The sequence below is a fragment of the Sphaerisporangium aureirubrum genome, assembly GCF_042658925.1.
Taxonomy (GTDB): Bacteria; Actinomycetota; Actinomycetes; order Streptosporangiales; family Streptosporangiaceae; genus Sphaerisporangium; species Sphaerisporangium aureirubrum.
Genome location: NZ_JBHSRF010000013.1, coordinates 74,781 through 101,115, shown reverse-complemented (window position 1 = coordinate 101,115; position 26,335 = coordinate 74,781). Strand labels below are relative to the sequence as shown.

Here is a 26,335-nt window from a genome sequence, read left to right as displayed (position 1 = left end):
TATGGGATAATCCTGGTCATGAGTTCGGATCGGATCCGCCCAGGCGGCGGGCGTGCCGAGACTCCGCTGAGCGCCGCGATCGCGGCGGCCCGATGGATCCGCTCCGCGGCCGTCGACGACGAGCACGGCCGGTACTGGAAGGCCAACCCCGACCCCGGAGGCCGTTCCGCGGGCACCCCGGAGCCGTCCTCCCTCTACGCGGGCGCGGCCGGGATCGTGCTCTTCTTCCTGGAGCTCGCCGAGGCGACCGGCCACGAGGCGTACCTCGACGACGCGCGGGCCGGAGCCCGCCGCCTCGCCGCGACCTGGCGGCGCCAGACCGACCTGTCCCTGTACCACGGCCTGACCGGCACGGTGGTCGCGCTCACCCGGGCCGGCTGGGCGCTCGGCGACGCCGGCCTCGAGGACGCCGCGGTGGCCGCCGCCGACCACATCGTCCGCCGGGTGCGCGTCTTCGACGACGGCGTGGGCTGGTCCAAGGACCCCGCGCAGCGCGGTGACGGAGGCATCATCCTCGGGCTGCTGCAGGCCGGAGCGGTGCTCGGCGTGCCGGCGTACGAAGAGGTGGCGGTCGAGGCGGGCAAGCGGGTCGCGGCGGCGGTCGTGCCCGGCCACCGGTTCGGCGACTGCCCCGACCTCCCCGAGGACGCGGTCACGCCCGGCTTCCTGTCCGGCACCGCGGGAACGGCCTTCCTGCTCGCCCGGCTGTACGGCGTCACCGGCGACGAGCGGTTCCTGAGCGCGGCCCGGCGCGGCGCGGGGTTCGTCCGCGCGGTGAGCACGGTGCGCGGCCGGTGCGCGGTGGTCCCGCACCACGTGCCGCAGGCCAGGGAACTGCACTACCTCGGGCTGTGCTCCGGCTCCGCGGGGGTGGCGCGGCTGTTCCACGAGCTGTACCAGGTGGCGGGCGACCCCGGCGACCTGGAGTGGGTCGAGCTGCTCGCGCACGGCATCATGACCAGCGGCGCGCCGTGGGTGAAGACCGAGGGGTTCTGGGACGTCGCGTGCCAGTGCTGCGGCGCGGCCGGGCTGCTCGAGCTGTTCGTCGGCCTGTGGGCGGCGACCGGCCGGCAGGCGCACCTCGCCTTCGCGCGCACGCTCGGCGAGCACCTGGCAGGGAAAGGGACCGATCCAGACGGCAGAGGGCTGCGCTGGTACCAGGCGTACCGGCGGATTCGGCCCACCGAGATCTCCGCCGACACGGGGTACATGGTCGGCGCGGCCGGCATCGGGGCGGCGCTGCTCCATCTGCACGCCGCGGTCGCGGGTGACCCGGCGCGCTCGGTTCTGCTGCTGCCGGACAACCCCTTCCCGGTCATCCCGGTGCCCGCGGTGATGGCCCGGCGGCCCGGCGCGTAGCGCGCGAAGCGCCGGTGACGTCCAGGTCCGTCCTTTTCATGTATATCAGGTAGGAAATATTGACTTATGGATCGCGGGCTCGTAGCGTGAAAGACATGAGCCAGGGCCTTTACCTGACCCGGCGCCCGTACGTGGACTTCGGGCGCGTCGTCGCCGCGCAGTGTCGTTGATCACCGGTCAGTCCTCTTCCTTTCGCCCGGGGCCCTGAGCGCGGCCAACGCCGCCCCCCGCCCCGCCTCCACCCCCGCGTGGCCGACGCCGCCCACGCACGCCCGATGTGCTTTCGCATGCCCGCGACCAGGTCGCGCGACCATGCCCGTCCCTCCGTGAGGACGAAATCCCCGTGATCAGAATCAGACACGCCCTGCTGCCCGTCCTGCTGGCCACCGTGCTGGCGGGCTGCGGCTCCGCCGCGGGCCAGGCCGAGCCCGGCGCTCCCGAGGCGACCGAGCTTCGCTACCAGGGCAGCGTCGGCCAAGTCACCTTCCCCGAGCTCGCCGCCGAACTCGGCTACCTCGGTGACATCAAACTCAAGTGGGTCGGCAACACCATCTCCGGTCCCCAGGACATCCAGTCCGTCGCCACCGGCCAGATCGACTTCGGCGGCGCGTTCAACGGCGCGATCGTCAAGCTCAGGGCCGCCAAGGCGCCGATCAAGGGAGTGATCGGCTACTACGGCTCCGACAAGGAGAGCTTCAGCGGCTACTACGTCGCCGAGGACAGCCCGATCAGGACCGCACGCGACCTGATCGGCAAGAAGATCGGCGTCAACACCCTCGGCGCGCACCACGAGGCCGTGATCAAGGAGTACCTCAAGCGCAACGGCCTCAGCCCCGAGGAGATCAAGCAGGTCGAGCTGGTCGTCGTCCCGCCGGTCAACACCGAGCAGGCCGTGCGGCAGGGCACGCTGGACGTGGCCACGCTCGGCGGCATTCTCAAGGACAAGGCGCTGGAGCGCGGCGGGCTGCGGCCGCTGTTCACCGACGTCGGCCTGTTCGGGCCGTTCACCGCCGGCGCCACCGTGATGCGCGAGGACTTCATCGCCCGCAACCCGCAGACCGTCAAGAAGTTCGTGGCGGGCTTCGCCAAGGCCATCGACTGGGCGCAGACCCATCCCAAGGCCGAGGTCATCGCCAAGTTCGAGCAGATCATCGCCAAGCGCGGGCGTAACGAGGACGCGAGCGCGGTGAAGTTCTGGAAGAGCACCGGCATCGCCGGCAAGGGCGGGGTCATCGCCGAGAGCGAGTTCCAGACCTGGATCGACTGGTTGCAGCGCGAGGGCGAGATCCGTCCCGGCCAGGTGAAGCTCACCGACCTCTACACCAACGACTTCAACCCCTACGCGAACGGGAGCGCCTCATGACCGCCATCCTGGACCAGGTCACCGGCTGGGAACCGGCCGCGACGCGACCCAAGATCGGCATCAGGGACGTGCGCAAGGAGTTCCCCGTACGCGACGGCGGCCCGCCGTTCGCCGCCCTGGAGGACATCTCGCTGGACGTGGGCGCCGGGGAGTTCCTGACCCTGGTCGGCCCGAGCGGCTGCGGCAAGTCCACGCTGCTGGACCTGGTCGCGGGCCTGACCGCGCCGACGTCCGGGGAGATCCTGCTGGACGGCACGCCGATCACCGGTCCCGGGCTGGACCGGGGGATCGTCTTCCAGCAGTACGCGTTGTTCCCCTGGCGCACGGCGCTGGCCAACATCGAGTTCGGCCTGGAGGCCAAGGGGGTGTCCCGCAGGGAGCGGGCCGAGCGGGCGCGGCACTACCTGGACCTGGTCGGTCTGGACGGCTTCGGCGAGCGCTACCCGCACGAGTTGTCCGGCGGCATGCGGCAGCGGGTGGCCATCGCCCGCAGCCTGGCGTTCGACCCGCAGGTGCTGCTGATGGACGAGCCGTTCGCCGCGCTGGACGCGCAGACCCGCGAGTCGCTCCAGGAGGAGCTGCTGCGCATCTGGGACAAGACCGGCAAGACCGTCATCTTCATCACGCACGGCATCGACGAGGCGGTCTACCTCGGGCAACGGGTGGCGGTGATGACCGCGCGGCCCGGCCGGATCAAGGAGATCTTCCCGGTCGACTTCGACTCCCGCGACGGCGACCTGCGCGCCAACCCGGCGTTCGGGGAGTACCGCCACCACGTGTGGACGCTGCTGCGTGAGGAAGGCGCCGAGGCCGTCGCCAGGCGTGAGGCGGTGCGCCGTCATGGCTGAGCCGCGCACGACGGGGGGCACGAACGTGGCCGTCGCCGAGGGTACCCCGCCACGCGAGGGGACCGCGGAGGAGTATCCCGGCGACGTCCACTGGTACGACCTGCCCGACGACGACGCCGCGCCGGAGGACGACGAGGAGGCGCGGCCCGCGTCGCGGTCGCGGTGGCGCCGGGGCTGGGGCGTGGCACGCGCCGGGGGATCGCGGGCGGTGCGCAACTCGCTGGCCATCGTGCTGCTGCTCGCCGTCTGGGAGACGCTGCCCCGGATCGGGGTGGTGGACCGGGTGTTCGTGCCGCCGTTCTCCGAGGACCTGGTCGCGTGGTACGACCTGCTGCTCAGCGGTCAGCTCGCCGAGCACTTCCAGGCGTCGGTGATCCGGTCGCTGTCGGGCTTCGGGCTGGCGATCGCGCTGGCCGTGCCGCTGGGCCTGGTCATCGGCTGGTACAAGCCGGTCGCCGACCTGCTCACCCCGCTGCTGGAACTCTTCCGCAACACCTCGCCGATCGCCCTGCTGCCGGTCTTCATCCTGATCCTCGGCCTGGGCGAGTCCTCGAAGGTCGCCTTCGTGCTGTACGCCTGCGCGTGGCCGATCCTGCTCAACACCGTAAGCGGCGTGAAGACCGTGGAGCCGATGCTCATCAAGTCGGCCCGGTCGATGGGCCTCGGCCCGATCACCCTGTTCCGCAAGGTCATCCTGCCCGCGGCCGTGCCGACCATCTTCACCGGCATCCGGCTGGCGGGGGCGTACTCGATCCTCGTGCTGCTGATCGCCGAGATGGTGGGCGCCAAGGCCGGGCTCGGCTACCTCATCAACGACGCCCAGGCCAGCTTCCGCATCCCCGACATGTACGCAGGGATCATCACGATCTCCGTGGTCGGTCTCTCGTTCAACCTGCTGCTGCTCCTCGTCGAGCGCCGTTTCTCCACCTGGAGGACCACCTGATGTCCCCTCGCACGCTCCACCTGAACGCCTTCCTGATGGGCGTGGGCCACCACGAGGCCGCCTGGCGCCATCCCCGCACCGACCCGGCGCTGATCACCGACGTGCGGCACTACCGGCGGCTGGCCGAGATCGCCGAGCGCGGCAGGCTGGACTCGGTGTTCTTCGCCGACGGGCTCGCCCTGCAGGGCGACGTCCGGCACAACGCGCTCGGCACGCCGGAGCCGTTGACGCTGCTCGCGGCGCTGGCGGCGGTCACCGAGCACATCGGCCTGATCGCCACCGTGTCCACCACCTACAACGAGCCGTTCCACGTGGCCAGGAAGTTCGCCTCGCTCGACCACATCAGCGGCGGCAGGGCCGGCTGGAACATCGTCACCTCCGCCGGTGAGGCCGAGGCGCACAACTTCGGCATCGAGCGCCCCGCGCACGCCGCCCGGTACCAGCGCGCCACCGAGTTCCTGGACGTGGTCACCAAGCTGTGGGACAGCTGGGAGGACGACGCCGTCCTGCGCGACCGGAACGGGGGCCGGTACGCCGACTCGGGGAAGATCCACGCGATCCGGCACGCGGGTGACCACTTCGGCGTCACCGGGCCGCTCAACATCTCCCGTTCGCCGCAGGGTCACCCGCTGCTGGTGCAGGCCGGGTCGTCGCAGGACGGCATCGAGTTCGCCGCCCGGCACGCCGAGGCCGTGTTCACCGCGCAGCAGACCCTTGAGGACGGCCAGGAGTTCTACGCCGACCTCAAGGGGCGCCTCGCCAGGTACGGCAGGCGGCCCGAGCAGGTCGTCGTCCTGCCGGGCATCTCGCCGATCATCGGTTCCACCGAGCGGGAGGCGCTGCGGCTGGAGAAGGAGCTCGAAGACCTGATCATCCCGGCCTACGGCCTGGCCCAGCTCTCCCAGATGACCGGCATCCACCTCGGCGAGGACGACCTGGACGGCCCGCTGCCGGACGTCGGCGTGGAGACCGAGGGTGCGCAGAGCCGCCGCAGGCTCGTCGTCGAGCTGGCCCGGCGGGAGGGCCTGACCGTGCGGCAACTGCTCGGCCGCCTCGCCGGCGGGCGCGGGCACCGCGTTGTGGCGGGCACGCCCGAGCAGATCGCCGACCAGATCCAGCTGTGGTTCGAGAACGGCGCCGCCGACGGCTTCAACATCATGCCGCCGATCCTCCCGGACGGGCTGGCCGACTTCGTGGACCACGTGGTGCCGGAGCTGCAGGTCAGAGGTCTGTTCCGCACCGAGTACACCGGCCGTACCCTGCGGGAGAACTACGGCCTGGACCGGCCCGCCTCCCGCTTCGCCGCGACATCCGGCGAGCGGCACGACCTGGTGGTGGCGTCATGAGCGGCCTGGTCGCGCTGATCGGCAACCCGAAGCCCGGGTCGAAGACCCGCACGGTGGCGCTGCGGGCCGCCGAGGTGGTCGGCGGGCGCGCGGGGCTGACCGAGCCGGTGGAGGTCGTGGACCTGTCGGCGCTCGGCCCGCACCTGCTGTCCCCCGTGCCGTCGCCCGGTGTGGAGGTGGCCCTGGAGCTGGTGGCCGGGGCCGAGGTGCTGCTCGTCGCCAGCCCCACCTACAAGGCCACCTACACCGGGCTGCTCAAGGCGTTCGTCGACCGGCTGCCTCCGCAGGCGCTGCGGGGGACCGTCGCGCTGCCGCTGCTGGTGATGGGCGACCCCCGGCACGCCCTGGCCGTCGAGATCCACCTGCGGCCGCTGCTGCTGGAACTCGGCGCCGTCGTGCCCACCCCAGGGCTCGCCCTGCTGGAGGCGCAGATCCCGGAGCTGGACGCGGTGCTCGCCGAGTGGGCCGACCGGGTCGCCCCCCAGGTGGCCGCCACGCGGATACGGCAGGGGGTGGAGGCATGACCGAGATGCTGCCCGGCCGGGCCGTCGACCCGGCGCGCTTCCGCCGGGTGCTGTCCGCGCACGCCGCCGGGGTCGTCATCGTCACGGGGCAGACCGACGGCATCCCGGCCGGGCTGACCGCCACGTCGTTCTCGTCGGTCAGCCTGGAGCCGCCGCTGGTGTGCTTCTACGTCGACCGGAACTCCACCACCTGGCCCAGGCTGCGGGAGGCCGACCAGTTCGCGGTGAACATCCTGGCCGGTGACCAGGCCGAGCTGGCCGCCAGGTTCGCCCGCCCGGGTGCCGACCGGTTCGGCGAACCGACCCGCTGGCGTCCCGGCCCGCTCGGCACCCCGCTGCTCGGCGACACCGCCGCCCATGTGCTGTGCACCCCGCACAGCAGCCTCGACATCGGGGACCACATCCTGGTCGTCGGGCTGGTCACCGACGCCTTCGTGTACTCCCTCGACCATCCGCTGCTGTACCACCGAGGACGTTTCGGGAGGTTCACCCCGCACGGCTGACAGGACTCGCCTACACGTATGTATAGTGTGCTGTACATGCGAGTAGGAACCTGCACAGTTGAGGAGTCGGTATGGCGGTGGGCTCGTCCCGTGACCGGGCGGCTGAGGACCTTACGGCCCGTGCCCGGATCAGAGACGCGGCCCTCCGCCTGTTCGCCGACCGCGGCATCGACGGGGCGAGCATCCGGGACATCGCCGCGGAGGCGGGGGTGTCCTCGGGTCTCGTCCGGCACCACTTCGGCTCCAAGGAGGCGCTGCGCGACGCGTGCGACTCCTACGCGATGAACCGGCTCAACCACCTGCGGGACGAGATGTTCCCCGGAGGCCACCTCAACGCGGGGTTGATGGTCGAGGTCCATCCGGAGGCGCTGCTCCTGCAGCGCTATCTCTCCCGATCGATGGTCGACGGATCGGACGCCGCGTCGGCGATGTTCGACGAGATGGTCCTGCTGGGCGAGCGATGGCTCGACCAGCAGGACATCACGGTGAGCGACCCGCGGGCGTACGTCGCGGTGCTGGTCGCGATGCAGTCGGGCCTGTACGTGATGCACGAACAGCTGTCCCGCGCCCTCGGGGCCGACGTCCTCGGCGCCGAGGGGCATCTGCGCATGTCCCGGGGGCTCGTGGAGTTCTACTCGCACGCATTGCTCAGCCCGGAGGTCGCGGGCGAGCTGCTCGCCGCGCTGGAGCGTGTCCAGCGCGGTTCCCCCACAGGCGGCGCGCGGCACACCGCGCGCCCGAAGGAGAACGGCGATGACCGAGGCGATTCACGCTGAGGGATTGGTCAAGACGTTCGGGCGTACCCGCGCCCTGGACGGGCTGAACCTGTCGGTGCGCACCGGCGAGGTGCACGGCTTCCTCGGGCCGAACGGCGCCGGGAAGACCACCACGATCCGCATCCTGCTCGGCCTGATGCGGCCGGACACCGGACAGACGCGACTGCTCGGCGGCGACCCCTGGGCCGACGCCACCGAGCTGCACCGCAGGCTGGCGTACGTGCCCGGCGACGTGACGCTGTGGCCGAGCCTGTCCGGCGGCGAGGTGATCGACCTGCTCGGCAGGCTACGCGGCGGGCTGGACAGGAAGCGCCGCGACGAACTACTCGAACGCTTCGATCTGGACCCCCGCAAGAAGGGCCGCGCGTACTCCAAGGGAAACCGGCAGAAGGTCGCCCTGGTCGCCGCGCTGGCCTCCGACGTCGAGCTGCTGCTGCTCGACGAGCCGACCTCCGGCCTGGACCCCCTGATGGAAGAGGTGTTCCGCGAGGTCGTGCGGGAGGAGCTGCGCCGCGGCGACCGCACCGTGCTGCTGTCCAGCCACATCCTGTCCGAGGTCGAGGCGCTGTGCCACCGCGTCACCATCGTCCGCGAGGGCCGCGACGTCGAGACCGGCACCCTGGACGAACTGCGCCACCTCACCCGCACCTCCATCGACGCCGAGCTGGCCGCCCCCGTGAACGGCCTCGCCGAGCTGCCGGGCGTGCACGACCTGCGCACCGACAACGGCCACGTGCGCTTCGACGTCGACAACGACGCGCTGGACCCGGTGCTGCGCCACCTCACCTCGGCGGGCGTGCGCAGCCTGGTGAGCAGGCCGCCGACGCTGGAGCAGCTGTTCCTGCGCCACTACGTGCGTGAGGGCGCCGCGCCGCGCCAGCCGGAGACGTCCCGATGAGCACGTTCGCGGGCACCGCCAAGCTGATCCGCCTCGTCCTGCGGCGCGACCGCCTGCTGCTGCCGGTGTGGGTGCTCATCACAGGGCTCATCCCGGCCTCGTACGTAGTGTCGATCAACCAGCTCTTCCCCACCGCCGCGGGACGCCAGGGGTACGCCGACGCCAGCACCGGCAATGTCGGCTTCATCGCGCTGTACGGCCCCCTGTCCGGGTCGGGTGTCGGAGAGCTGGTCGCGTGGCGCGCGGGCTTCATCCCCGTCATGATCGGCCTGTTCAGCGTCCTCACCGTCATCCGGCACACCAGGACCGACGAGGAGACCGGCCGCCGGGAGCTGCTCGGCGCGACGGTGGTCGGACGGCACGCGGGCCTCGCGGCGGCGGTGCTCACCACGCTCGCCGCCAACGCGGTGATCGGCCTGGTGCTGGCGGTCAACATGCTCGGCCAGGGTCTGGCCCCGACCGGTTCCTGGCTGTTCGGCCTGGAGTTCGCGGTGAGCGGCTGGGTGTTCACCGGGATCGGCGCGATCGCGGCGCAGCTCACCGAGAACGCGGGCGGCGCGCGGGCGATCGCGGTCTCCGTCCTCGGTGTGGCCTACGCGCTCCGGATGGCCGGTGACGTCAGCGCGCTGTCCGGCGGGCCGCTGTCCTGGCTCCCCTGGCTGTCACCCATCGGCTGGGCCCAGAAGATCGCTCCGTACAGCGCCGACGCGTGGGGGCCGGCCGTGCTCACCGTCGTGGCCGCCGCGCTGCTGGTCGTGGTGGCCGTCGCGCTCTCGGCGCGGCGCGACGTCGGCTCGGGCCTGCTGCCGTCCCGGCTCGGCCCGGTGTACGCGGCGCCGGGGCTGCGCTCGCCGCTGGCCCTCTCCTGGCGGCTGCACCGCGGGCTGCTGGCCGGGTGGGTCGTGACGTTCGCCCTGCTCGGCGTGCTGTTCGGCGGGCTCGCCGACAGTGTCGGGGACCTGGTGCGCGACAGTCGCGAGATGGCGGACGTCTTCGCCAGGATCGGCGGGGCCGGCGCGCTCGTGGACAGCTACTTCGCCGCCATGATGGGCCTGTTCGGGCTGATCGGCGCGGCGTACGGCATCCAGGCCTGCCTGCGGCTGCGCGCCGAGGAAGGCGCCGGACGGGCCGAGCCGCTGCTCGGCACCGCGGTGGGACGGCTGCGCTGGGCCGCCAGTCACCTGGTCTTCGCCACGCTCGGCCCCGCCGTGGCGCTGGTCGCCGCCGGGCTGGCCGTCGGGGCGACCTACGGGGCGATCATCGGCGACGTCGGCGGCGAGATGCCCCGGGTCCTCGTGGCCGCGCTCGTGCAGCTGCCCGCGGTCTGGGTGCTGACCGCCGTGCCGGTGGTGCTGTTCGGCCTGCTGCCCCGCGTGGCGGCGGTCAGCTGGGGCGCGCTGGTGGTGTGCCTGCTGATCAGCCTGGTCGGCGGCGCGCTCGGGGTGAGCCAGTGGGTGCTGGACATCTCGCCGTTCACCCATCTGCCCCACCTGCCCGGCGGTGACGTGACCGCGGCCCCGCTGGTGGTCCTGGTGGCGCTGGCGGCCGTACTCGGGCTCGCCGGCCTGGCGGCGCTGCGTCGCCGGGACATGCCCGCGACCTGACCCGATACCCGGCCGGGCCCGGCCGCCGCGTCCCGGCGGCCGGGCCCTCGGCTATACATGGAGTGTATAGTCGCGGGTATGTCGATCGGACAGACGTTCCTCGGCCTGCTGGAGTCGGGACCCCGGCACGGATACGACCTCAAGCGCGCCTACGACGACCGGTTCGGCCACGCCAGGCCGCTCGCGTACGGCCAGGTCTACGCCACGCTGTCGCGGCTGCTCAAGGACGGCCTGGTCGAGCTGGACGGGGTCGAGCCGGGCGGCGGGCCCGAGCGCAAGCGGTACGCGGTCACCTCGGCGGGGGTGACGGACGTGGCACGGTGGCTGGCGAGCCCGGAGAGACCGGAGCCCTACCTCCAGAGCACCCTGTACACCAAGGTGGTGCTCGCCGTGCTGACCGGGCGGCCCGCGGCCGAGCTGCTCGACGTGCAGCGCGCCGAGCACCTGCGGCTGATGCGCGAGCTCACCCGGCGCAAGACCACCGGCGACCTCGCCGAGCAGCTCATCTGCGACCACGCGCTGTTCCACCTGGAGGCCGACCTGCGCTGGCTGGAGCTGACGGCCGCCCGGCTGGACGACCTGGCGAAAGAGGTGCGGCCGTGACGCCGCCGCTGCTGGCCGCCGAGGGCCTGCGCAAGTCGTACGGCCGGACGGTCGCGCTGGACGGCGTCTCGCTGGCCGTGGCCGCCGGTGAGGTGGTGGCGGTCATGGGGCCGTCCGGGGCGGGCAAGTCGACCCTGCTGCACTGCCTGGCCGGGATCACCCGCCCGGACGCGGGCCGCGTGCGCTACCAGGGCCGCGAGATGGGGACGATGTCCGACGCCGAGCGCACGGTGCTGCGCCGCACGCGGTTCGGCTTCGTCTTCCAGTTCGGCCAGCTGGTGCCCGAGCTCACCTGCCTGGAGAACGTCGCGCTGCCGCTGCGCATGGAGAAGGTCCGCCGCCACGAGGCCGAGCGCAGGGCCACCGAGTGGCTGGACCGCCTGGAGGTCACCGGCGTGTCCGGCAAGCGCCCCGGCGAGGTCTCCGGCGGCCAGGCCCAGCGCGTCGCCGTCGCCCGCGCCCTCGTCACCGCCCCCCAGGTGATCTTCGCCGACGAGCCCACCGGCGCCCTCGACTCCCTGGGCGGCGAACGCGTGATGCGCCTGCTGACCGGCGCGGCCCGCGACACGGGGGCCGCCGTCGTCCTGGTCACCCACGAACCCCGCGTCGCCGGTTACTCCGACCGCGAGATCGTCGTCCGCGACGGCCGCACCCCGTCCCCCGCGAAAGGGACATCGTCCGCCGAACACCTCATAGCCCCGCAGAGTGCCTGACAGTGATGACCCGGTTGCGCTGAATCATTCCCCCCGGAGACCGGCCGGCGGGATACTGGACACATCCCACTGGTTCATCGGCCCCAGGTGAGGCGATATGCACGTGCTCGTCACCGTGGACGCCTCCGCCGACGACCTCCGCGACCTCCACTCCTGGCTGACCGACGAGCCCGACCTGCGCGGCCGCGTCACCCCCCACGAGAGCCCGCCGCCCCCCGGCGCCCTCGGCCCCGTCCTGGACGGCCTCCACATCGCCCTCGGCTCCGGCGGCGTCGCCGCCACCCTGGCCGGCGTCGTCATCGCCTGGCTGAAGACCCGCCCCGCCGAGATCACCGTGCGCCTGAGACGCGGTGACGACGAGTTCGAGGTCACCGCCTCCGGAGTCCGCTCCCTGGACCCCGCCGCGGTCGCCGACCTCGCCGAACGCATCAGACGCAGCGGTGAGAAGTCCCTGTCCCCGGACCAGGACACGGGCTGAGGGCGGCGGCCGGCGGTGGTGAGCGGACCGGACCTTCTGCTCGGGGCGCCGGGTACGCGGGTGCTGCTGGTGGGCACGTCCTCCCACGCGCCCGGCTCGCGGCTGCCCGCGGTGGGGGCCGTGGCCGCCTCGGTCGCCGATCTCGGGCAGGCTCTGGTGGAGCGGGCGGGGCTGGATCCGGCGGGGCTGACCACGCTGGTCGACCCGGCGGGCCCGCAGGAGTTCGGCACGGCCCTGGTGGACGCGGCGCGCGAGGCGACCGGCGTGCTGGTCCTGTACTTCGCGGGGCACGGGCTGGTGAGCGCCGGGAACGAACTGCACCTGGCCACCGTGGCGACGGACGACCTGACCCGAGGGATCCCGGCCCACCAGGCGCTGCCGTACGCCACCGTGCGGGACGTCCTCGCCGGTTCCCGCGCCCGGCTGGTGGTGGTCGTGCTCGACTGCTGCTTCTCCGGCCGGGCACGGGCCGTCCCGCGCGGCGGCGTGGACGACGCCTTCGCGACCGTGCCGCGGGGCATGTACCTGCTGAGCGCCACCGGCGGAGACGAGGCCGCCTGGGCGCCGGACGGGGAACGGCACACGGCGTTCACCGGGGCTCTGATCGGCCTGCTGACCGAAGGCGACCCGACCGGCCCGCCGCGGTTCACCCTGGACGACTTGTACCGCTCGCTGTCCCGGCGGCTCGCCGAGCGAGGGCTGCCCCGGCCGCGCCGCCAGGCGTCGGACGCTGGCGGGCCCGAGGTGGTGGCGCCGAACCCCGCCTACACGCCGCCGTCGGCCTCCCCGGCCGAGCCGGAGGGGGACTTCAGCCCGTACCGGGGGCTGGCGGCGTTCGGCGAGGAGGACGCGCGGTACTACTTCGGGCGGGACGAGCTGACCGCCACCCTCACCGGACGGGTCGCCGCCCAGCGGCACGTGCCGGGCCCGCTGGTCGTGGCCGGGCCCTCGGGGGCGGGCAAGTCGTCGCTGTTGCGGGCGGGGCTGCTGCCGTGGCTGCACGGCCAGGACATCGACTGCGGCGTCCTGCTGCCGGGCGGGGATCCGGTGCGGCGCCTCGCGGCGACCTTCGGCGGGGACACCGACGAGCTGACGGAGGACCCGGCGTCGTTCCGCGCGCTGCTGGCGCGCCCGCCGCAGCGGTCCCGCCCGGTCATCGTGATCGACCAGTTCGAGGAGGTGTTCATCGCCTGCCGCGACGAGACCCGGCGCCGGGCCTTCGTGGCGGCGCTGCACGCGGCGTGCGCGGAGCCGGTGTCCGAGGCCCCCGCGGTCGTCGTCATCGGGGTGCGGGCGGACTTCTTCGGGCATTGCACCGGCCACCCCGAGCTGCTCGACGCGCTCGCGCGTCCCGTCGTCGTCGGCCCCATGACGGGCGAGAACCTGCGCGCGGTCATCGAGGGCCCCGCCGCGCTCGGCGGGCTCACCCTCCAGGACGGCCTGGCCGACCTGCTGATGGACGAGCTCGGCGCGGGCCCGGGAAACGGCACGGTGAGCACGCTGCCGCTGCTGTCACACGCACTGCTCACCACGTGGCAGCACCGCGAGGGCCGCACGCTGACCCTGGCCGGCTACCGCGCGACCGGCGGCATCCGGCGGTCCCTCGCCAACACCGCCGACACCACGCTGGAGGCCCTCGACCCCGCGGGCAGGCGGATCGCGCGGTCGCTGTTCCCCCGCCTGGTGCGGCTCGGCGAGGGCATGGAGGACACCCGCCGCCGGGTCCCGCGCGCGGACCTGCTCCCCGCTCCGGACGACCCGGACCACCACGAGGCCAGGGAGGTCCTGGACCGCTTCGTCCGGGCCCGGCTGATCACCGTGGACGAGCACGAGGTCGAGATCGCCCACGAGGCGCTGATCCGGGCCTGGCCCCGGCTGCGCGGCTGGATCGACGAGGACCGGGCCGGTCTCACCGTACGGCAGCAACTCGCCGAGGACGCCGACGCCTGGGCACGGCACGGACAGGACCCCTCCTACCTCTACCGCGACACGCGTCTCGCCGTGGCGCAGGGCGCCGCGCTCGGCGGGCCGGTCGCGCCGGTCGCGCGACGGTTCCTCGACGCGGGCACCGAGCGCGACCGGCAGGAACGGGCCGCGGTCCGCCGGCGGAGCCGTGTCCGGACGATCACCACCGCCGTGCTCGCCGTGCTGCTGCTGGCGTCGCTGGCCGGGGGCGGGGTCGCGTTCACCCAGTGGCGCGCCGCCGACGAGCAGCGGCATGCCGCCGACGAGCAGCGGCGCGGCGCGACGGCGCTGGCCCTGCTGGCCAGGGCCGACGCCATCAGGCGCACCCATCCCGCGACCGCGCTGCGGCTGGAGATCGCCGCGCACCGCATCCGGCCCGGCAGGGAGACGCTCGCCGCGCTGCGCGCCTCCGTCGCGGGCAGCCGGGCCCTCGGGACCATCGACACCTTCCCCGGCGGTGCCGGTTCACGGATCCGGGCGCCGGGCGGCCCGGAGTTCCCGGTCGTGTCGGCGGCGCTCGCCCCGGACGGCCACCTCGCCGCGGTGGCCCTGGAATCCTCGACCATCCTGTGGGACGTGCGCGATCCCGGCCGGCCGCGCCAGGCGGGCACCCTGCCGTCCGGCGGGACCCTGGCGTTCGGCCCGGCCGGGCTGCTGGCCGTCGGCACCGCGACCGAGGTCACGCTGTGGGACGTCGCCGATCCGGGTCGTCCGCGGCGCACCGGTCGACTCGCGCACGCGGGCCGGGCGCCGGCGCTGGCGTTCCGCGCGGACGGACGGCTGCTGGCGGTGGCCGACACGCCGATGGCCGTCGCGCTGGTGGCGGTCGGCCCGGCGGGGAAGCTGCGGTCGGCCGGAAGGCTCGTGGCGACCAACGGCATCATCCTGAACCCCGTGTCGCTGGCCTTCCGGCCGGACGGCCGGATCCTCGCCGTGGGCGTCGCCCAGCTCCGCACCGCCGTCGGCCTGAGCGGCGGCGAGACGGCGTCCCTGTGGGAGGTGGGCGATCCCGCCCGGCCCCGCCGTGTGGCGCGGCTGGACGCCGTGACCGGCGCGTACGAGACCGGCACGCGCTCGATGGCGTTCAGCGCCGACGGCCGGCTGCTCGCGTTGTCGGGGAGCCTGCCGCTCCTGTGGGACGTCTCCGACCCCGCGCGGCCGAGGCGGGTGCCGGAGCCGCCCGGTGTCGGCACGCGGGGAAACGTGTTCGTGGCGTTCAGCCCGGCCGGCCCGGTCCTGGTCACCCGCCACTCGCTGAACGCCTTCGTACTGTGGGACCTCCGCCGGCCCGGCGCCCCCGTGCGCTCGGCGCCGCTGACCGGCCACGAGGACGTGGTCCTCGGGGCGCGGTTCGACCGTTCCGGCGGGCTCCTGCTCACCTTTGGGGCCCGCAGCGTACGGCTGTGGTCGGCGGCGGCGCCGCCGCGCCCGGTCCTGCTGGACAAGGCGGGCGAGTCGTATCCGCGTTCGGTGTCCTTCAGCCCGGACGGCGCCGCTCTGCTCGACGGGGGCGACTTCAACCTCTGGAGCGTGGACCACCGGGGCGGTCTGCGCCGGACACCCATGGTGACCGGCGATCCGGACAACCCCGATGACTACTCCTCGGTGGCGTTCAGCCCTTCCACTCCGGGAGTCGCCGCCGGCGCGGACGGGGGGAGGTCCAGGTCCGGTGCGCGGATCTGGGATCTGCGACGGCCCGGGCGACCGCACGCGGTTCCGCTTCCCGGTGGGCACGACGTGGCCTCCCTCGCGTACGCCCCCGGCGGCGCCGTGCTCGCCGGCGTCGACGTGGACGCCCTGACCCTCTGGGACACCACCGATCCCCTCCGGCCGAAGGTCGTGCGCAGGCTGCCGTTGGCCGGTCACAGCGGAGGAGAGACGCTGGCCTTCAGCCCGGACGGGCGGTTCCTGGCCGTGAGCCGGTCCACCTCCGGGTCCGACCGCGACAGGGTGAGCGTCTGGGACACCCGCGACTTCAGCCGTCCCGTCGTCACCCTGGACAGCGAGGCCTACGTCGAGACGCTCGCGTTCAGCCCCAGCGGTCGGCTGCTGGTGAGCGGCGGCGGCGACACCTTCGTGGTCTGGGACGTCACCGACATCGCCGCGCCCCGCCGCACGGCGAGCGTCACCGGCAACAACAGGATCGTCACCGCCGCCTTCGGCCGCGACGACCACCTGCTGGCCACCGGCGGGGAGCACGACCCGGTCAAGCTGTGGGACGTCACCGACCCCGCGCGACCACGGCTCGCCGCGACGCTCGGCGACCACGACGGCTTCGTCGAGGCCGTGGCCTTCAGCCCCGACGGCCGCAGGCTCGTCTCCGGCGGCACCGGTCCCGAGCTGGAGCTGTGGGACCTGACGGACTTCATCGCCAGGACCGCCCGTCCCCTGGAGACGGCCTGCGCCATGAGCGGGCGGGGCCTGACCGAGGCCGAATGGGCCGACCACGTGCGGACCGCGCCCTACCAGGCCACCTGCTAGCCCGTCCGCGCCGCGAGCGCGCCGAGGGCGGGTGTCCCGCCGAGCAGCGGGAGCAGGGCGGGGTTGTCGATGTCGGCGGCGAGCAGGCGGGCGGCGGCGAGGGCCGTGCGGTCGCCGAGGTGGTGGCGGTGCAGGTGGGCGCGGACCACGAACTCGCGCATGTCGCAGCGGGCGGCCAGGGACGCCAGGCGCGCGACGAGCGGGGCCGCCTGGGCGGTGTCGCCGCGGGCCAGGGCGGCGGCGGCCATGGCATCCATCACGTAGGCGTGCAGCCACTGGTAGAGGTCGGTCACCCGGCGGCAGCGGCGGTCCGCCTCGGCGAACCACATGACGGCGGCGGTGTGGTCGCCCCGGCGGGCGGAGAGCAGGGCGAGGCCGCGGGCGGCCATGCCCTCCCAGCACGGGTCTTCCACCTGGCACGCCAGCGCCCAGGCCCGTTCCAGCCCTTCGGACGCGAGGACGGTGTCACCGGCCCGCAGGTCGAGCTCGGCGCGCAGGGTCTGCGGGAACGGCAGGAACGCCATCCAGCGTTCCCGGTGCACCAGGTCGAGCGCCTGCGTCAGGGCGGCGGCGGACTGGCTGTGCTCGCCGCGCAGCAGGTGGGTGCGGGCCAGTATGGTCAGCGACCACGCCTGCTGCCGGTTGTCGGCGCAGCGGCCGGCCCGCTCGGCGGACTCGCCGAGGTGGCGCAGGCCGGCCGGGTAGTCGGCGCGGTCCACGGCGCGCAGGCCCCGCAGCGCGAGGACGGCCGCCAGTTCCTCGTCGGTCTCGGCAAGCGCGTGGGCCTTGGCGAGCCAGGTGTCGGCGGTCCGCCCCCGGCCGGCGAGCACCTCGACGTACCCGAGCTGGCGGTGCGCCGTCACGGCGGTGGCGCGGTCGCCCGCCCGGGTGGCGACGGCGATCGCCTCGTGCAGGACCACGGCGCCCTCCTCGTCCCGGCCTCGGGACGCGTGGACAAGGGCGCCGCCGAGGGCGGCCAGCGCGCGGCCGTGCAGGGTGGCCTCGCCGCAGCGGGCCGCCTCCGACACCGCGCGGCGCAGGCATTGCAGGCCGGCGTCCACGGCACCGGCGACGATGGCGGCCCGTCCCGCGTCGAGCTGGCTGGCCGCCGCGCCCCGCCCGCTCAGCGGCGGCGCCGTGGGGGACCCCCGGTCCACGGCCGCCGCCTCCCGCAGCGCCGCCGAGGCCCGCATGCCGAGCTCCCGGCGCAGGGTGTCCTCGCAGACCGCCACCTGCCGCAGCGCGGCGGTCCGGTCGCCCGCCGCCGCCAGGCCGCGGACCAGCAGCTCGTGGTTGCCTTCCTCCAGCGGGTTGCGGGCGACCGCGCGCGTGGCGTACGCGATCGCCTCGCGCGGGCGCCCGGCGGCGAGCAGGGCGACCGCCGCCTGGCGCAGCCGCGCCTCCACCATGGCCGAGACGTGGTGCCGTTCCACCAGCAGCCACGACTCGAACTGCGGGCAGGCCGCCAGCCGCAGCCCTTCGAGCAGCTCCCCTTCGACGTCCAGCAGCGGGGCGGGGTCGGTGTCCCCGTTCGCGAGCACGTGGACGTCGACCGTCACCTCCGCGCCGAGCTCCGTCGCGACGGGGTCGCCGCCGAGCGTGCCGGGCAGGGCGAGCGCGCGGCGCAGCTCGGCGAGCGTCCACCGCAGCGCTCCGAGCGGGTCGTCGGCGTCGCAGAAGAACAGCTCCGCGAGGCGTTCGCGGGCCGGTGGACGCTCGGCCAGCAGCAGGTAGCCGAGCAGGGCCCACGCCTTGCGGCCGCGTGGCGGCCTGACCGGCCGGCCGTCCCGCTCGACGGCCGGCGGCCCGAGCAGCCTTATCGTCAGCATGAGCCCACCCCGTACCCAGCATCCAGGTCCCGGCGCGCCGCCGCTAGACCTTGGTCGCGACGGCGATCTGGTACTCCCACTCGTTGACCAGCGTTCCGTCCGCGGCGAGGTTCGACCCGGCGGCGAGGGCGATCAGGTCGTCGCGGAAGGCCCGCCGTTCCGCCTCGCCGAGCCGTTCGGCGGCCTTCAGGGTCGGGCCGTAGTAGGTGAGGAAGAAGTCGGCGAAGTGCTCGGCCGACAGGAACCTCTGGGTCACCGTCGCGGTGGTGACCGTCAGGCCGGTGACACCGTCACCGAGCAGTTCGCGGACGGTGTCCTCGGTGCCCCACCGCGTCGGCGGCAGCGCGCCCGCGGGCGGCGGGGCGTGGCGGCCCGCGGTGGCGAGGATCCCGCCGACGAAGCCCTGCGGCGTCCAGCTCACCAGGCCGACGCGGCCCCCCGGCCTGCACACGCGCACCAGCTCCCCCGCCGCCCGCCGGTGGTCGGCGGTGAACATGACCCCGATCGCGGAGAGCACGTAGTCGAAGCTCCCGTCCCCGAAAGGAAGCTGTTCCGCGTCCGCCACCCGGAACACGACGGGAAGGTCTTCGCTCCCGGCGCGGCTCCGGGCCCGGTCCAGCAGCGCGGGTACGTAGTCGATGCCGGTGACGGCGCAGAAGCGGCGCGCCGCGGCGAGCGCGACGTGGCCGGTGCCGGTCGCCACGTCGAGGACGGCCGACCCGGGCCGCAGGCCCACCGCGTCGCACAGCACGTCCGCCAGCGGGACGGTGACCCAGGCGATCCTGGCGTAGTCCCCGCTGGCCCACGTCTTCTGCTGCCGTGCCTTGAGGTCTTCGAGGTCGATGATGGAGCTCATGGAACATTCCCTCCGGTTGCCAGTGCGCCGTACCCCGGCCCCCGTGGCGAGGGGCGTGCGGCGGAACCCGCGCACGCCCTACGGGGTATGTACGCGGAACTCTGCGGCACCGCCGTGTGAGCCGGCGTGTGACGGCGCCGTGGCGGTCCAGGCGGGACAGCGATCAGGTGGCGAAGGTGCTCAGGGCGGTGGCGAGGCGGGCGAGGTCGAAGCCCTCCAGGTGGGTGAAGATGTGGCGGCGGACGCTGGCCAGGTGGGTGGGCCACGCCTCTCGCAGGCGGGTGAGGCCGGCGTCGGTGAGGGCGGCGTTCCAGCCTCGGGCGTCCTCGGCGCACTTGGTGCGCTTGACCAGGCCCCGCTCCTCCAGCCGGGTGACGAGGCGGGTCATGCCGCTCAGGGAGACGTCGTTGGCGGCGGCGAGCTCGCTCATGCGCAGCATGTTCCGAGGGGCCTCGGACAGGTGCATCAGGGTCGTGTACTCGGCGAGGGTGATGCGCTGCTCGCGGACGAGGTCGGTGTCGAGGGCCCGGGGGAGGGCGAACATCACCTGGCGCAGCGAACGGAGCAGCGCTTCTTCGTCGGGGGTCAGTGGAAGTAATGCCTGTTCGGTGCCGGTGGCCATGAGCTCACTCTAGTTGCTTGACGGTGCAAGTGTCTGTATGTTGCTTGACGAAGCAAGTATTTTCTAGCGAAAGAAGCACCCACCGATGACCAGGATCGGGATCATTCTTGGCAGCACCCGCCCCGGGCGTAACGGAGAGGCCGTCGCCCGCTGGGTGTACGACATCGCCCGGCAGCGCACCGACGCGGAGTTCGAGCTGATCGACCTGCTCGACTACAAGCTGCCGCACCTCGACGAGGCGTACCCGCCGGCGATGGGCCAGTACAGCCAGCCGCACACCCTGGAGTGGGCCGCCAAGATCGACTCGTTCGACGGTTTCGTGATGGTCACCCCCGAGTACAACCACTCCACCTCCGGCGCGCTGAAGAACGCCATCGACTTCCTGTTCCGCGAGTGGAACAACAAGGCCGTCGGCTTCGTCAGCTACGGCTCCGTCGGCGGCGCCCGCGCCGTCGAGCACCTGCGCCTGATCGTCGGCGAGCTGATGATGGCCGACGTGCGCGCCCAGGTGGCCCTCTCGATGTTCACCGACTTCGAGAACTTCAGCGTCTTCAAGCCCGCCGAACATCAGGCCCAGGCCCTCGGCGGCACCCTGGACCAGGTCGTCGCCTGGAGCAGGGCCCTCGCCCCGCTCCGCGCCGCCTGAAAAGCCCCCCAGGCCCGCCGATGTCCGGCAGGCGGACGCCGGCGGGCCCGGGGACCAGGCGGTCAGCTGGTCAGGGTGAAGGGGGCGGTCGCGCGGAGGGTGCCGTTGACCATGATCTCCAGTAGGCGGGGACCCGGGGGTTCGGTGCGGGTGGTCACGGGCTTGAACGAGTGGGACTTGGTGAGGGTGAAGGTCTGGCCGGGGGTGGTGGCGGTGCGTTCGGCGAGGTGGAAGACGCGGCGGGAGCCTTCGCGGCGGACGGCGTAGCGCAGGACCAGGGGGCCTTCCGCGCCCGCGGCGACGGTGGCCGTGAAGCGGAGGTGGCCGCCCACGGCGACCTGGTCGGCGGACAGGGTCAGGGCCCGCACCGAGCCCTGGCCGGGGGTGGCGCCGACGAGGGTGAGGGCGCCCGCGTGGCCGGCGCGCAGCAGGCCGCGGACGGCGTGGCGCAGGACGGCCTCCACGTGGGAGCCGCCCTCGGCGCGCCAGCGGGCCAGCGTGCGCACGGCCAGGTCGGGGTGGTCCTTGGTGATGTCGTTGACGTGGTTGGCCACGGACCTGCGGACGTACTCGCTGGGGTCGTCGCGCAGGTGGTCCAGGATGGGCAGGGTGGTGCCGTGCTCCATGAGCCACCGCACCCGGGCACCCCAGGGCAGCCGGGGGCGCGAGCCCTCCGAGGCCAGCCGCCGCAGGTGCTCGTCGGCGGAGTCGGCGAAGCCGCGCATCACGCGTAGCGCGTCGTCGCGGTGGAGGTCCAGGTAGGGGCGGACGGCGAACTCGCCGGTGGCGTACGGCGTGAGCGTGGCCAGCGTGCGCATGCCCTCGTCGAGATGGCCGAGCCCGTGCACGGCGACGTACTCGGTGGCGGGCCAGCCGCTCCACATGTCCAGCCGGGCGAGCGTCGTGCTCTCCCGCACGATCGCCGCGGCCTCGGGGAAGCTCGCCGGCAGGGTGGCGCCGAGCGCGCCGGCGACATGGCGCACGCGATCTTTGAGCTCCAGCCCGTCAAGCCCGGCCCCGGCCGTGCGGACGAAGCGGTCGCGCGGGAACGCCGCCCAGGCCGCGGCCAGGCCGTCGGCGAGGACTCCCACCGACGTGGGGTTGATCAGCTCTTTGAGGGGTTGCGCCATAAGACCACAGCGTCGCAGGCCGCACCGACAATTCCGCCGGACGCCGTCCGGCGCCGCTCGGGGCTCAGCGGGACGGGGCGCCGTTCGCCGGGGTGGCGCGCAGCAGGGACAGCACGGCGCGCTCGACCGGGCCGTGCGTGGCCAGCCGTCCGTCGCCGTTCTCCTCGCCGAGCCTGGTGAGCGCGCGGTCGATGGTGCGGCCCCGCTCGTACGCCGCAACGACGCGCGGGTCGACATAGGAGGCCCTGGCCACCGCGGGGGTGTTGCCCAGGTACTCGGCGACCTCGCGCATCACCCGGGTCACCGCGCGGGTGCGGCCCCGGGGGGACCGCGCGCGGACCGAGACGGCGAGCCCGACGGCGGCCAGCACCGTGGCGTGCCAGGTGCGGAAGTCCTTGGCGGTCGCCTCGAAGTCCAGCGTCTCGCGCAGGTACTCGTTGATGTCCTCGCTGCGCACGTCGACCCACTCGCCGTCCCTCTTGTAGCGCAGCAGCTCCTCCTGGTCCCCCTCGCGGTGCAGCGCGGTGACGACCTTGCACACGTCCGGGTCGGTGATCTCCACCTCGCGCGGCTTGCCGCCCTTGGCCGGATACGAGCACCGCACCCGGCCGCGCGAGCAGACGACGTGGTCCCTGCGCAGGGTGGCGAGCCCGAACGAGTCGTACGACTCCCCGCCAACCCGGAAGAACCCGCTGTCGAGCATGCGGGCGGCCGTCGCGAGCACCCGTTCGCGGGTCAGTCCCCGCAGGCTCAGATGGCCGGCCACCCGTTCCCGGAACCGCGGCAGCCGCTCGGCCATCCGCGCCACCCGGTCGAACTTGAGCATGTCCTGCTCGGCGCGCCACACGTCGTGGTAGCGGTACTGCCGCCGCCCCGCCGCGTCCGTCCCCACGGCCTGGATGTGGCCGTCGGCCGACCGGCAGATCCACACGTCCGTCCACGCGGGCGGCAGCACCAGCGCCTTGATCCTCGCCAGCGTCGCCCGGTCCCGCACCGGCCGTCCGTCCGCGTAGTGGTAGCGGAACCCCCGCCCCCTGCGCCGCCGGACGATCCCGGGCTCGGCGGGGTTGCTGTGCCGTAGCTCGCTCACCCGCCCCTTCTACCCACGAACCGGGCGGCCCATCAGAGCGGTGCCGACTGCCCTGATCATGACGGGGGCGGCCGGGTAGGGGGCGGAGGAGACAAGTACCGACGGGGAGTGTGCGATGCATCTGAACTCGGCAGGACGGACCGCGCTGGTCACCGGATCCACCCAGGGCATCGGGGCGGCGATCGCCGCGGGCCTGGCCCGCTCGGGCGCCCGGGTCGGGGTCAACGGCCGCGGCGCGGCGGGCGTCGAGGAGGCCGTCGCGCGCCTCGCGGAGCAGGTCCCGGACGCCGACTTCGTGCCCGTCGTGGCGGACCTCGCCACCGAGGAGGGCGCCGCGCGGGCGGTGGAACGGCTGCCGGAGGTGGACATCCTGGTCAACAACCTGGGGGTCTTCGAGGCCCGGCCCGCGCTGGAGATCACCGACGACGAGTGGCGGCGCTACTTCGAGGTCAACGTGCTGTCCGCGGTCCGCCTCACCCGCGCCTACCTGCCCGGGATGATCGAGCGCGGCTGGGGGCGCGTGCAGTACATCGCCAGCGACTCGTCGGTGGCGACCCCCATCGAGATGATCCACTACGGCATGTCCAAGACGGCCCTGCTCGCGGTCAGCAGGGGCTTCGCCAAGCAGGCCGCCGGCACCGGGGTCACCGTCAACGCCGTGCTGGCCGGCCCCACCCACACCGGCGGCGTCGAGACGTACGTGTACGAACTGGTCGACCGGAACCTGCCCTGGGACGAGGCACAGCGCGTCTTCATGCGCGAACACCGCCCGAACTCCCTGCTGCAACGCTTCATCGAACCCGAGGAGATCGCCAACATGGTCGTCTACCTGAGCTCCGCCCAGGCCTCTGCCACCACAGGCGGAGCCCTGCGCGTCGACGGCGGCTACGTCGACGCCATCATCCCCTGACGCCGCTTGCCTTCCGCGGCCCTCTCGGCTTACGGTACCAGTAGGTTCCGGAACTAGGAGGTTCCAATTGGAGGACACGCTCAGCGCGGCCTTCGCGGCGCTCGCCGACCCGACCAGGCGGGCGATCCTCGCCCGCCTGCTGGACGGCGACGCGTCGGTGGCGGAGCTCGCCGAGCCCTTCACCATGACCCCGCGCGCGGTGTCCAAGCACATCGCCGTGCTGGAGGCCGCGGGGCTCGTCGTCCGGGGCCGGGACGCGCAACGCCGGCCGAGCCGCATCCGGGCCGAGCCGCTCGCCGGCATCGACCAATGGCTGGACTCCTATCGGCGGCTCTGGCAGCACCGCTTCGACCGGATGGACGAAGGGCTCGCCCGGCGCAAGGAGCGGCCCCAAGCCGAGGAAGGGGACACCCGATGACACATTCCATCTCGATCGTCCGGCTCTTCGACGCCCCGCGCGAACTCGTGTTCCGCGTCTGGGTGAGCGCCGAGGACGTCGGCACGTGGTTCGCGCCCGGCGGCTTCGCCGTCACAGAGTGCGAGCTCGACGCGCGCCCCGGCGGGCGGTGGCACGTCCGGTACGAGTCGCCCGCCGGAGAGGCCTACCTGGAGCACGGCGAGTTCCGCGAGGTCGTGCCGCCGGAGCGCCTGGTCCTCACGCTCACCCAGCGGGACGGCGACGGCCGCTCCGCGCCCGAGACGGTGGTGACCGTCGTGCTCGCCGAGCGGGACGGGAAGACCGAGATGACCTTCCTGCAGACCGGCCTGACCTCCCCCGAGACGCGCGACGCCCTCGCTGAGGGCTGGCGCGGCTGCTTCGACCTGCTCGACGCGCGCCTGACCGCGCACCCTGCCGAGGACACAGGAAAGGGGAACACCGTGAGCACGACCGCCGACGAGGACCGGTACCGTCCAGCCGGTCCGCGACCCGAGGCCGGCGGCTGACCGGCCGGGCGCTTCACTTCGGTTCGTGGATGGGCGAGCCCTGCCGCCAGGAGGCGTATCTCGTGGTGAAGGACGACTCGTAGAAACCGGTGCCCGCGATGGGGACCTTCCAGATCAGCCTGAACTCGACGGGCAGGTCGGCGGGGTCGATCGTGACGGTGTAGGAGACGTACGTTTTGTCGACCGCCTGGTTCCACGGGGTGAAGAGCTGGTGCAGGTCGGCGCCCGCGGCGCTCATGGAGATGCTCGCCGAGTACGTGCGGCCGTCGCGGCGCACGCTCCGGCTCACCGCGATGATCTCCAGCAGGGTGAGCACGGAGCCCGTGGCGACGACCATCGCGGCGCCGTCGGCGTACCCCGGCCTCTCGCCGTCCTCGGGCGACCGGTACAGCTCGAACGCCTTCTTCGTCCGGTTCACCGCGTATCCCGAGGTGCCGAGCACCACGACCCGTTCCCCGGCCTCGATGCCCCCGCCCTGCAACCGCATGTCGTAGTCGGTGCGGCTGGATCCCTCGTTCCCGTGGACCAGCCGCCCCGTCGCGCGGGCCGACGAGCTGCTCTCGGTGAAGGCGCCGGTGAAGGTGAAGTCCGCGACCGGCCTGGCCGTCACCGCGGTGTCGATCGCCGCCGCCAGATCGATCGCGTTCCCCGGCGGTGGCTCCGTCTCCTCTTCCGGCGGGGCCGGCGAACTCTTCGTGCTCCGGCGCGCCGATGGGGTCCCGGACGCGGCCCCCGGCGTCCCCCCGTTCCGCGACGCCGCGTACGCCAGCACCGCCCCACCCCCGCCCACGGCCACGACACCGCTCGCCACCGACAGGAGCAGCCTCCGCCGCGACACCCCCGCCCCCGCCGGCCCCGTGGGTGTCTCCCCGGACGGACTGTCCGGCCCCCCACGAGGACGTCCGTTCACCACCGCCGCCCCGCCGGCTCCCCTGCCCGCCGCCTCGCCGGCCGCTCTGCCCGCCACCCCGCCTGGGGGGCCGCCCGCGACCACCGCGCCCTGACGCAGGGCCACCGTCTCCTCGGTCGACTCCTCCCGGTCGTCGAGCAGCCGCAGCAACACGTCCTTCGCCGAAGGGCGCCGCTCCGGATCCTTCGCCAGGCAGGGCGCCACCACGCTCCGCAACGCCACCGGCAGCGCACTCAGGTCGGGCTCGTTGTGCAGGATCCGGTAGGCGATGGCCGCCAGCGTGTCCCCGCCGAACGGCGGCACGCCGGTCGCCGCGTACGCGATCGTCGACCCCCACGCGAACACGTCCGCCTTGGGTCCGATCCGCTCCCCGGAGAAATGCTCGGGCGCCATGTACGACGGCGACCCCGACGCTCCCCCCGTGGTGTGCGACGCCTCCGCCAGCCGCGCGATCCCGAAGTCGATGACCCGCGGCCCGTCCGCCCCGATCAGCACGTTCCCCGGCTTGAAGTCCCGATGCACCACCCCCGCCCGATGGATCGCCGCCAGCGCCGTGATCGTCCCGATGGCCAGCCGATGCAGCCCCGCCCCCCGCCGCGGCCCCTCCCGCTCGATCACATGCTGCAACGTGGGCCCGTCCACATACTCACTGGCGATGTAAGGCGGCCGCCCCTCCAGCCCGATCTCCAGAATCCGCACCGTACAGAACTCGGCCACCTGCCGCGCCGCCGCCAGCTCCCTGACGATCCCCGAATCCCGCCCCGCCCGCACAGAAGCATGAAAGACCTTGACCGCCACCCGCTCCCCGGTCCCCCCCACCCCCAGGTAGACGACCCCCTGCCCCCCTTCACCAAGCCGCCCCACGATCCGGAAGCTCCCCACCCACTCGGGATCCCCCGCCCTCAACGGCCCGGCAACCACAGGTGCCCCCACATCCCCGACAAAGGTCCACTGGCGGAAGACCTAAGTCTGCCCCGCTATGTCCCCTGTCGC

The 26,335-nt window shown here is 73.5% G+C and carries 24 protein-coding genes; 18 read left to right on the top strand and 6 right to left on the bottom strand.

What is annotated here, in order from left to right:
• The first annotated feature begins 18 nt into the window (after nt 1-18).
• The 14 genes from ACFP1K_RS12540 to ACFP1K_RS12475 all read left to right on the top strand — a co-directional run bounded on the left by ACFP1K_RS12540 (nt 19) and on the right by ACFP1K_RS12475 (nt 16,404).
• Nucleotides 19-1,359 carry a lanthionine synthetase LanC family protein gene (locus ACFP1K_RS12540; protein ID WP_380751053.1) on the top strand — a complete coding sequence of 447 codons (1,341 nt, stop codon included), beginning with the start codon at nt 19-21 and terminating at the stop codon, nt 1,357-1,359.
• Between the two features lie 343 nt (nt 1,360-1,702).
• Nucleotides 1,703-2,722 (top strand): ABC transporter substrate-binding protein, encoded by a 1,020-nt coding sequence (locus ACFP1K_RS12535; RefSeq protein WP_380751050.1) that lies wholly within the window; start codon nt 1,703-1,705, stop codon nt 2,720-2,722.
• Nucleotides 2,719-3,570: an ABC transporter ATP-binding protein gene (locus tag ACFP1K_RS12530; RefSeq protein ID WP_380751047.1), complete on the top strand. Its 852-nt coding sequence runs from the start codon at nt 2,719-2,721 to the stop codon at nt 3,568-3,570. Before ACFP1K_RS12535 ends, ACFP1K_RS12530 begins: the two co-directional genes overlap by 4 nt.
• Nucleotides 3,563-4,513: an ABC transporter permease gene (locus ACFP1K_RS12525; RefSeq protein WP_380751044.1), complete on the top strand. Its 951-nt coding sequence runs from the start codon at nt 3,563-3,565 to the stop codon at nt 4,511-4,513. Before ACFP1K_RS12530 ends, ACFP1K_RS12525 begins: the two co-directional genes overlap by 8 nt.
• Nucleotides 4,513-5,859, top strand: coding sequence for an LLM class flavin-dependent oxidoreductase (locus ACFP1K_RS12520; RefSeq protein WP_380751041.1), 1,347 nt, complete (start codon nt 4,513-4,515; stop codon nt 5,857-5,859). The genes ACFP1K_RS12525 and ACFP1K_RS12520 overlap by 1 nt, the downstream gene beginning before the upstream one ends.
• Nucleotides 5,856-6,383, top strand: a complete 528-nt coding sequence (locus tag ACFP1K_RS12515; protein ID WP_380751038.1) for an NADPH-dependent FMN reductase — start codon at nt 5,856-5,858, stop codon at nt 6,381-6,383. Before ACFP1K_RS12520 ends, ACFP1K_RS12515 begins: the two co-directional genes overlap by 4 nt.
• Nucleotides 6,380-6,886, top strand: a complete 507-nt coding sequence (locus ACFP1K_RS12510; protein WP_380751035.1) for a flavin reductase family protein — start codon at nt 6,380-6,382, stop codon at nt 6,884-6,886. Before ACFP1K_RS12515 ends, ACFP1K_RS12510 begins: the two co-directional genes overlap by 4 nt.
• A 71-nt stretch (nt 6,887-6,957) precedes the next feature.
• Nucleotides 6,958-7,662 carry a TetR/AcrR family transcriptional regulator gene (locus ACFP1K_RS12505; protein WP_380751032.1) on the top strand — a complete coding sequence of 235 codons (705 nt, stop codon included), beginning with the start codon at nt 6,958-6,960 and terminating at the stop codon, nt 7,660-7,662.
• Nucleotides 7,640-8,560: an ABC transporter ATP-binding protein gene (locus ACFP1K_RS12500; protein WP_380751029.1), complete on the top strand. Its 921-nt coding sequence runs from the start codon at nt 7,640-7,642 to the stop codon at nt 8,558-8,560. Before ACFP1K_RS12505 ends, ACFP1K_RS12500 begins: the two co-directional genes overlap by 23 nt.
• The gene (locus ACFP1K_RS12495; RefSeq protein WP_380751025.1) at nt 8,557-10,164 is read left to right on the top strand and encodes an ABC transporter permease; all 1,608 of its coding nucleotides are present in this window, start codon (nt 8,557-8,559) and stop codon (nt 10,162-10,164) included. The genes ACFP1K_RS12500 and ACFP1K_RS12495 overlap by 4 nt, the downstream gene beginning before the upstream one ends.
• Before the next feature lie 78 nt (nt 10,165-10,242).
• Nucleotides 10,243-10,767: a PadR family transcriptional regulator gene (locus tag ACFP1K_RS12490; protein ID WP_380751022.1), complete on the top strand. Its 525-nt coding sequence runs from the start codon at nt 10,243-10,245 to the stop codon at nt 10,765-10,767.
• Nucleotides 10,764-11,480, top strand: a complete 717-nt coding sequence (locus tag ACFP1K_RS12485; protein WP_380751019.1) for an ABC transporter ATP-binding protein — start codon at nt 10,764-10,766, stop codon at nt 11,478-11,480. Before ACFP1K_RS12490 ends, ACFP1K_RS12485 begins: the two co-directional genes overlap by 4 nt.
• Before the next feature lie 97 nt (nt 11,481-11,577).
• Complete coding sequence (locus ACFP1K_RS12480; protein ID WP_380751016.1) at nt 11,578-11,958, top strand: effector-associated constant component EACC1; 381 nt, start codon at nt 11,578-11,580, stop codon at nt 11,956-11,958.
• An 18-nt stretch (nt 11,959-11,976) separates the two neighbouring features.
• Nucleotides 11,977-16,404 (top strand): caspase, EACC1-associated type, encoded by a 4,428-nt coding sequence (locus tag ACFP1K_RS12475; RefSeq protein ID WP_380751013.1) that lies wholly within the window; start codon nt 11,977-11,979, stop codon nt 16,402-16,404.
• Here the strand turns inward: ACFP1K_RS12475 and ACFP1K_RS12470 are convergent.
• The 3 genes from ACFP1K_RS12470 to ACFP1K_RS12460 all read right to left on the bottom strand — a co-directional run bounded on the left by ACFP1K_RS12470 (nt 16,401) and on the right by ACFP1K_RS12460 (nt 19,711).
• On the bottom strand, nt 16,401-18,233 hold the full coding sequence (locus ACFP1K_RS12470; RefSeq protein WP_380751010.1) for an AfsR/SARP family transcriptional regulator: 1,833 nt from the start codon (nt 18,231-18,233) through the stop codon (nt 16,401-16,403). The two genes, ACFP1K_RS12475 and ACFP1K_RS12470, sit on opposite strands and share 4 nt — an antisense overlap.
• A 43-nt stretch (nt 18,234-18,276) precedes the next feature.
• Complete coding sequence (locus tag ACFP1K_RS12465) at nt 18,277-19,089, bottom strand: class I SAM-dependent methyltransferase (protein WP_380751007.1); 813 nt, start codon at nt 19,087-19,089, stop codon at nt 18,277-18,279.
• Nucleotides 19,090-19,252: 163 nt separating this feature from the next.
• Nucleotides 19,253-19,711: a MarR family winged helix-turn-helix transcriptional regulator gene (locus ACFP1K_RS12460; RefSeq protein ID WP_380751004.1), complete on the bottom strand. Its 459-nt coding sequence runs from the start codon at nt 19,709-19,711 to the stop codon at nt 19,253-19,255.
• Nucleotides 19,712-19,796: 85 nt separating this feature from the next.
• Here ACFP1K_RS12460 and ACFP1K_RS12455 point away from each other — a divergent pair, with 85 nt between their 5' ends.
• On the top strand, nt 19,797-20,357 hold the full coding sequence (locus ACFP1K_RS12455; RefSeq protein WP_380751001.1) for an NADPH-dependent FMN reductase: 561 nt from the start codon (nt 19,797-19,799) through the stop codon (nt 20,355-20,357).
• A gap of 62 nt (nt 20,358-20,419) precedes the next feature.
• Here the strand turns inward: ACFP1K_RS12455 and ACFP1K_RS12450 are convergent, their stop codons facing one another.
• Both ACFP1K_RS12450 and ACFP1K_RS12445 read right to left on the bottom strand, forming a co-directional pair.
• Nucleotides 20,420-21,487: a DNA alkylation repair protein gene (locus tag ACFP1K_RS12450; protein ID WP_380750998.1), complete on the bottom strand. Its 1,068-nt coding sequence runs from the start codon at nt 21,485-21,487 to the stop codon at nt 20,420-20,422.
• A 64-nt stretch (nt 21,488-21,551) separates the two neighbouring features.
• A complete protein-coding gene (locus ACFP1K_RS12445; RefSeq protein ID WP_380750995.1) occupies nt 21,552-22,577 on the bottom strand; it encodes a DNA topoisomerase IB in 1,026 nt (341 codons plus the stop codon).
• Between the two features lie 115 nt (nt 22,578-22,692).
• Between ACFP1K_RS12445 and ACFP1K_RS12440 the strand changes: the two genes are divergently transcribed.
• The 3 genes from ACFP1K_RS12440 to ACFP1K_RS12430 all read left to right on the top strand — a co-directional run bounded on the left by ACFP1K_RS12440 (nt 22,693) and on the right by ACFP1K_RS12430 (nt 24,432).
• Nucleotides 22,693-23,487: an SDR family NAD(P)-dependent oxidoreductase gene (locus tag ACFP1K_RS12440; RefSeq protein ID WP_380750992.1), complete on the top strand. Its 795-nt coding sequence runs from the start codon at nt 22,693-22,695 to the stop codon at nt 23,485-23,487.
• Nucleotides 23,488-23,554: 67 nt separating this feature from the next.
• Nucleotides 23,555-23,905, top strand: a complete 351-nt coding sequence (locus tag ACFP1K_RS12435; RefSeq protein ID WP_380750989.1) for an ArsR/SmtB family transcription factor — start codon at nt 23,555-23,557, stop codon at nt 23,903-23,905.
• On the top strand, nt 23,902-24,432 hold the full coding sequence (locus ACFP1K_RS12430) for an SRPBCC family protein (protein WP_380750986.1): 531 nt from the start codon (nt 23,902-23,904) through the stop codon (nt 24,430-24,432). Before ACFP1K_RS12435 ends, ACFP1K_RS12430 begins: the two co-directional genes overlap by 4 nt.
• A 13-nt stretch (nt 24,433-24,445) precedes the next feature.
• Here ACFP1K_RS12430 and ACFP1K_RS12425 read toward each other — a convergent pair whose 3' ends face one another.
• Nucleotides 24,446-26,206: a serine/threonine-protein kinase gene (locus tag ACFP1K_RS12425; protein WP_380750984.1), complete on the bottom strand. Its 1,761-nt coding sequence runs from the start codon at nt 26,204-26,206 to the stop codon at nt 24,446-24,448.
• Nucleotides 26,207-26,335: the final 129 nt, after the last annotated feature.

Excerpts from the sequence above, each read along its gene's own strand:
- ACFP1K_RS12540 (WP_380751053.1), top strand. The coding sequence starts at position 19 with ATGAGTTCGGATCGGATCCGCCCAGGCGGCGGGCGTGCCGAGACTCCG.
- ACFP1K_RS12530 (WP_380751047.1), top strand. The coding sequence starts at position 2,719 with ATGACCGCCATCCTGGACCAGGTCACCGGCTGGGAACCGGCCGCGACG.
- ACFP1K_RS12525 (WP_380751044.1), top strand. The coding sequence starts at position 3,563 with ATGGCTGAGCCGCGCACGACGGGGGGCACGAACGTGGCCGTCGCCGAG.
- ACFP1K_RS12520 (WP_380751041.1), top strand. The coding sequence starts at position 4,513 with ATGTCCCCTCGCACGCTCCACCTGAACGCCTTCCTGATGGGCGTGGGC.
- ACFP1K_RS12515 (WP_380751038.1), top strand. The coding sequence starts at position 5,856 with ATGAGCGGCCTGGTCGCGCTGATCGGCAACCCGAAGCCCGGGTCGAAG.
- ACFP1K_RS12510 (WP_380751035.1), top strand. The coding sequence starts at position 6,380 with ATGACCGAGATGCTGCCCGGCCGGGCCGTCGACCCGGCGCGCTTCCGC.
- ACFP1K_RS12505 (WP_380751032.1), top strand. The coding sequence starts at position 6,958 with ATGGCGGTGGGCTCGTCCCGTGACCGGGCGGCTGAGGACCTTACGGCC.
- ACFP1K_RS12500 (WP_380751029.1), top strand. The coding sequence starts at position 7,640 with ATGACCGAGGCGATTCACGCTGAGGGATTGGTCAAGACGTTCGGGCGT.
- ACFP1K_RS12495 (WP_380751025.1), top strand. The coding sequence starts at position 8,557 with ATGAGCACGTTCGCGGGCACCGCCAAGCTGATCCGCCTCGTCCTGCGG.
- ACFP1K_RS12490 (WP_380751022.1), top strand. The coding sequence starts at position 10,243 with ATGTCGATCGGACAGACGTTCCTCGGCCTGCTGGAGTCGGGACCCCGG.
- ACFP1K_RS12480 (WP_380751016.1), top strand. The coding sequence starts at position 11,578 with ATGCACGTGCTCGTCACCGTGGACGCCTCCGCCGACGACCTCCGCGAC.
- ACFP1K_RS12470 (WP_380751010.1), bottom strand. The coding sequence starts at position 18,233 with ATGCTGACGATAAGGCTGCTCGGGCCGCCGGCCGTCGAGCGGGACGGC.
- ACFP1K_RS12465 (WP_380751007.1), bottom strand. The coding sequence starts at position 19,089 with ATGAGCTCCATCATCGACCTCGAAGACCTCAAGGCACGGCAGCAGAAG.
- ACFP1K_RS12460 (WP_380751004.1), bottom strand. The coding sequence starts at position 19,711 with ATGGCCACCGGCACCGAACAGGCATTACTTCCACTGACCCCCGACGAA.
- ACFP1K_RS12455 (WP_380751001.1), top strand. The coding sequence starts at position 19,797 with ATGACCAGGATCGGGATCATTCTTGGCAGCACCCGCCCCGGGCGTAAC.
- ACFP1K_RS12450 (WP_380750998.1), bottom strand. The coding sequence starts at position 21,487 with ATGGCGCAACCCCTCAAAGAGCTGATCAACCCCACGTCGGTGGGAGTC.
- ACFP1K_RS12440 (WP_380750992.1), top strand. The coding sequence starts at position 22,693 with ATGCATCTGAACTCGGCAGGACGGACCGCGCTGGTCACCGGATCCACC.
- ACFP1K_RS12430 (WP_380750986.1), top strand. The coding sequence starts at position 23,902 with ATGACACATTCCATCTCGATCGTCCGGCTCTTCGACGCCCCGCGCGAA.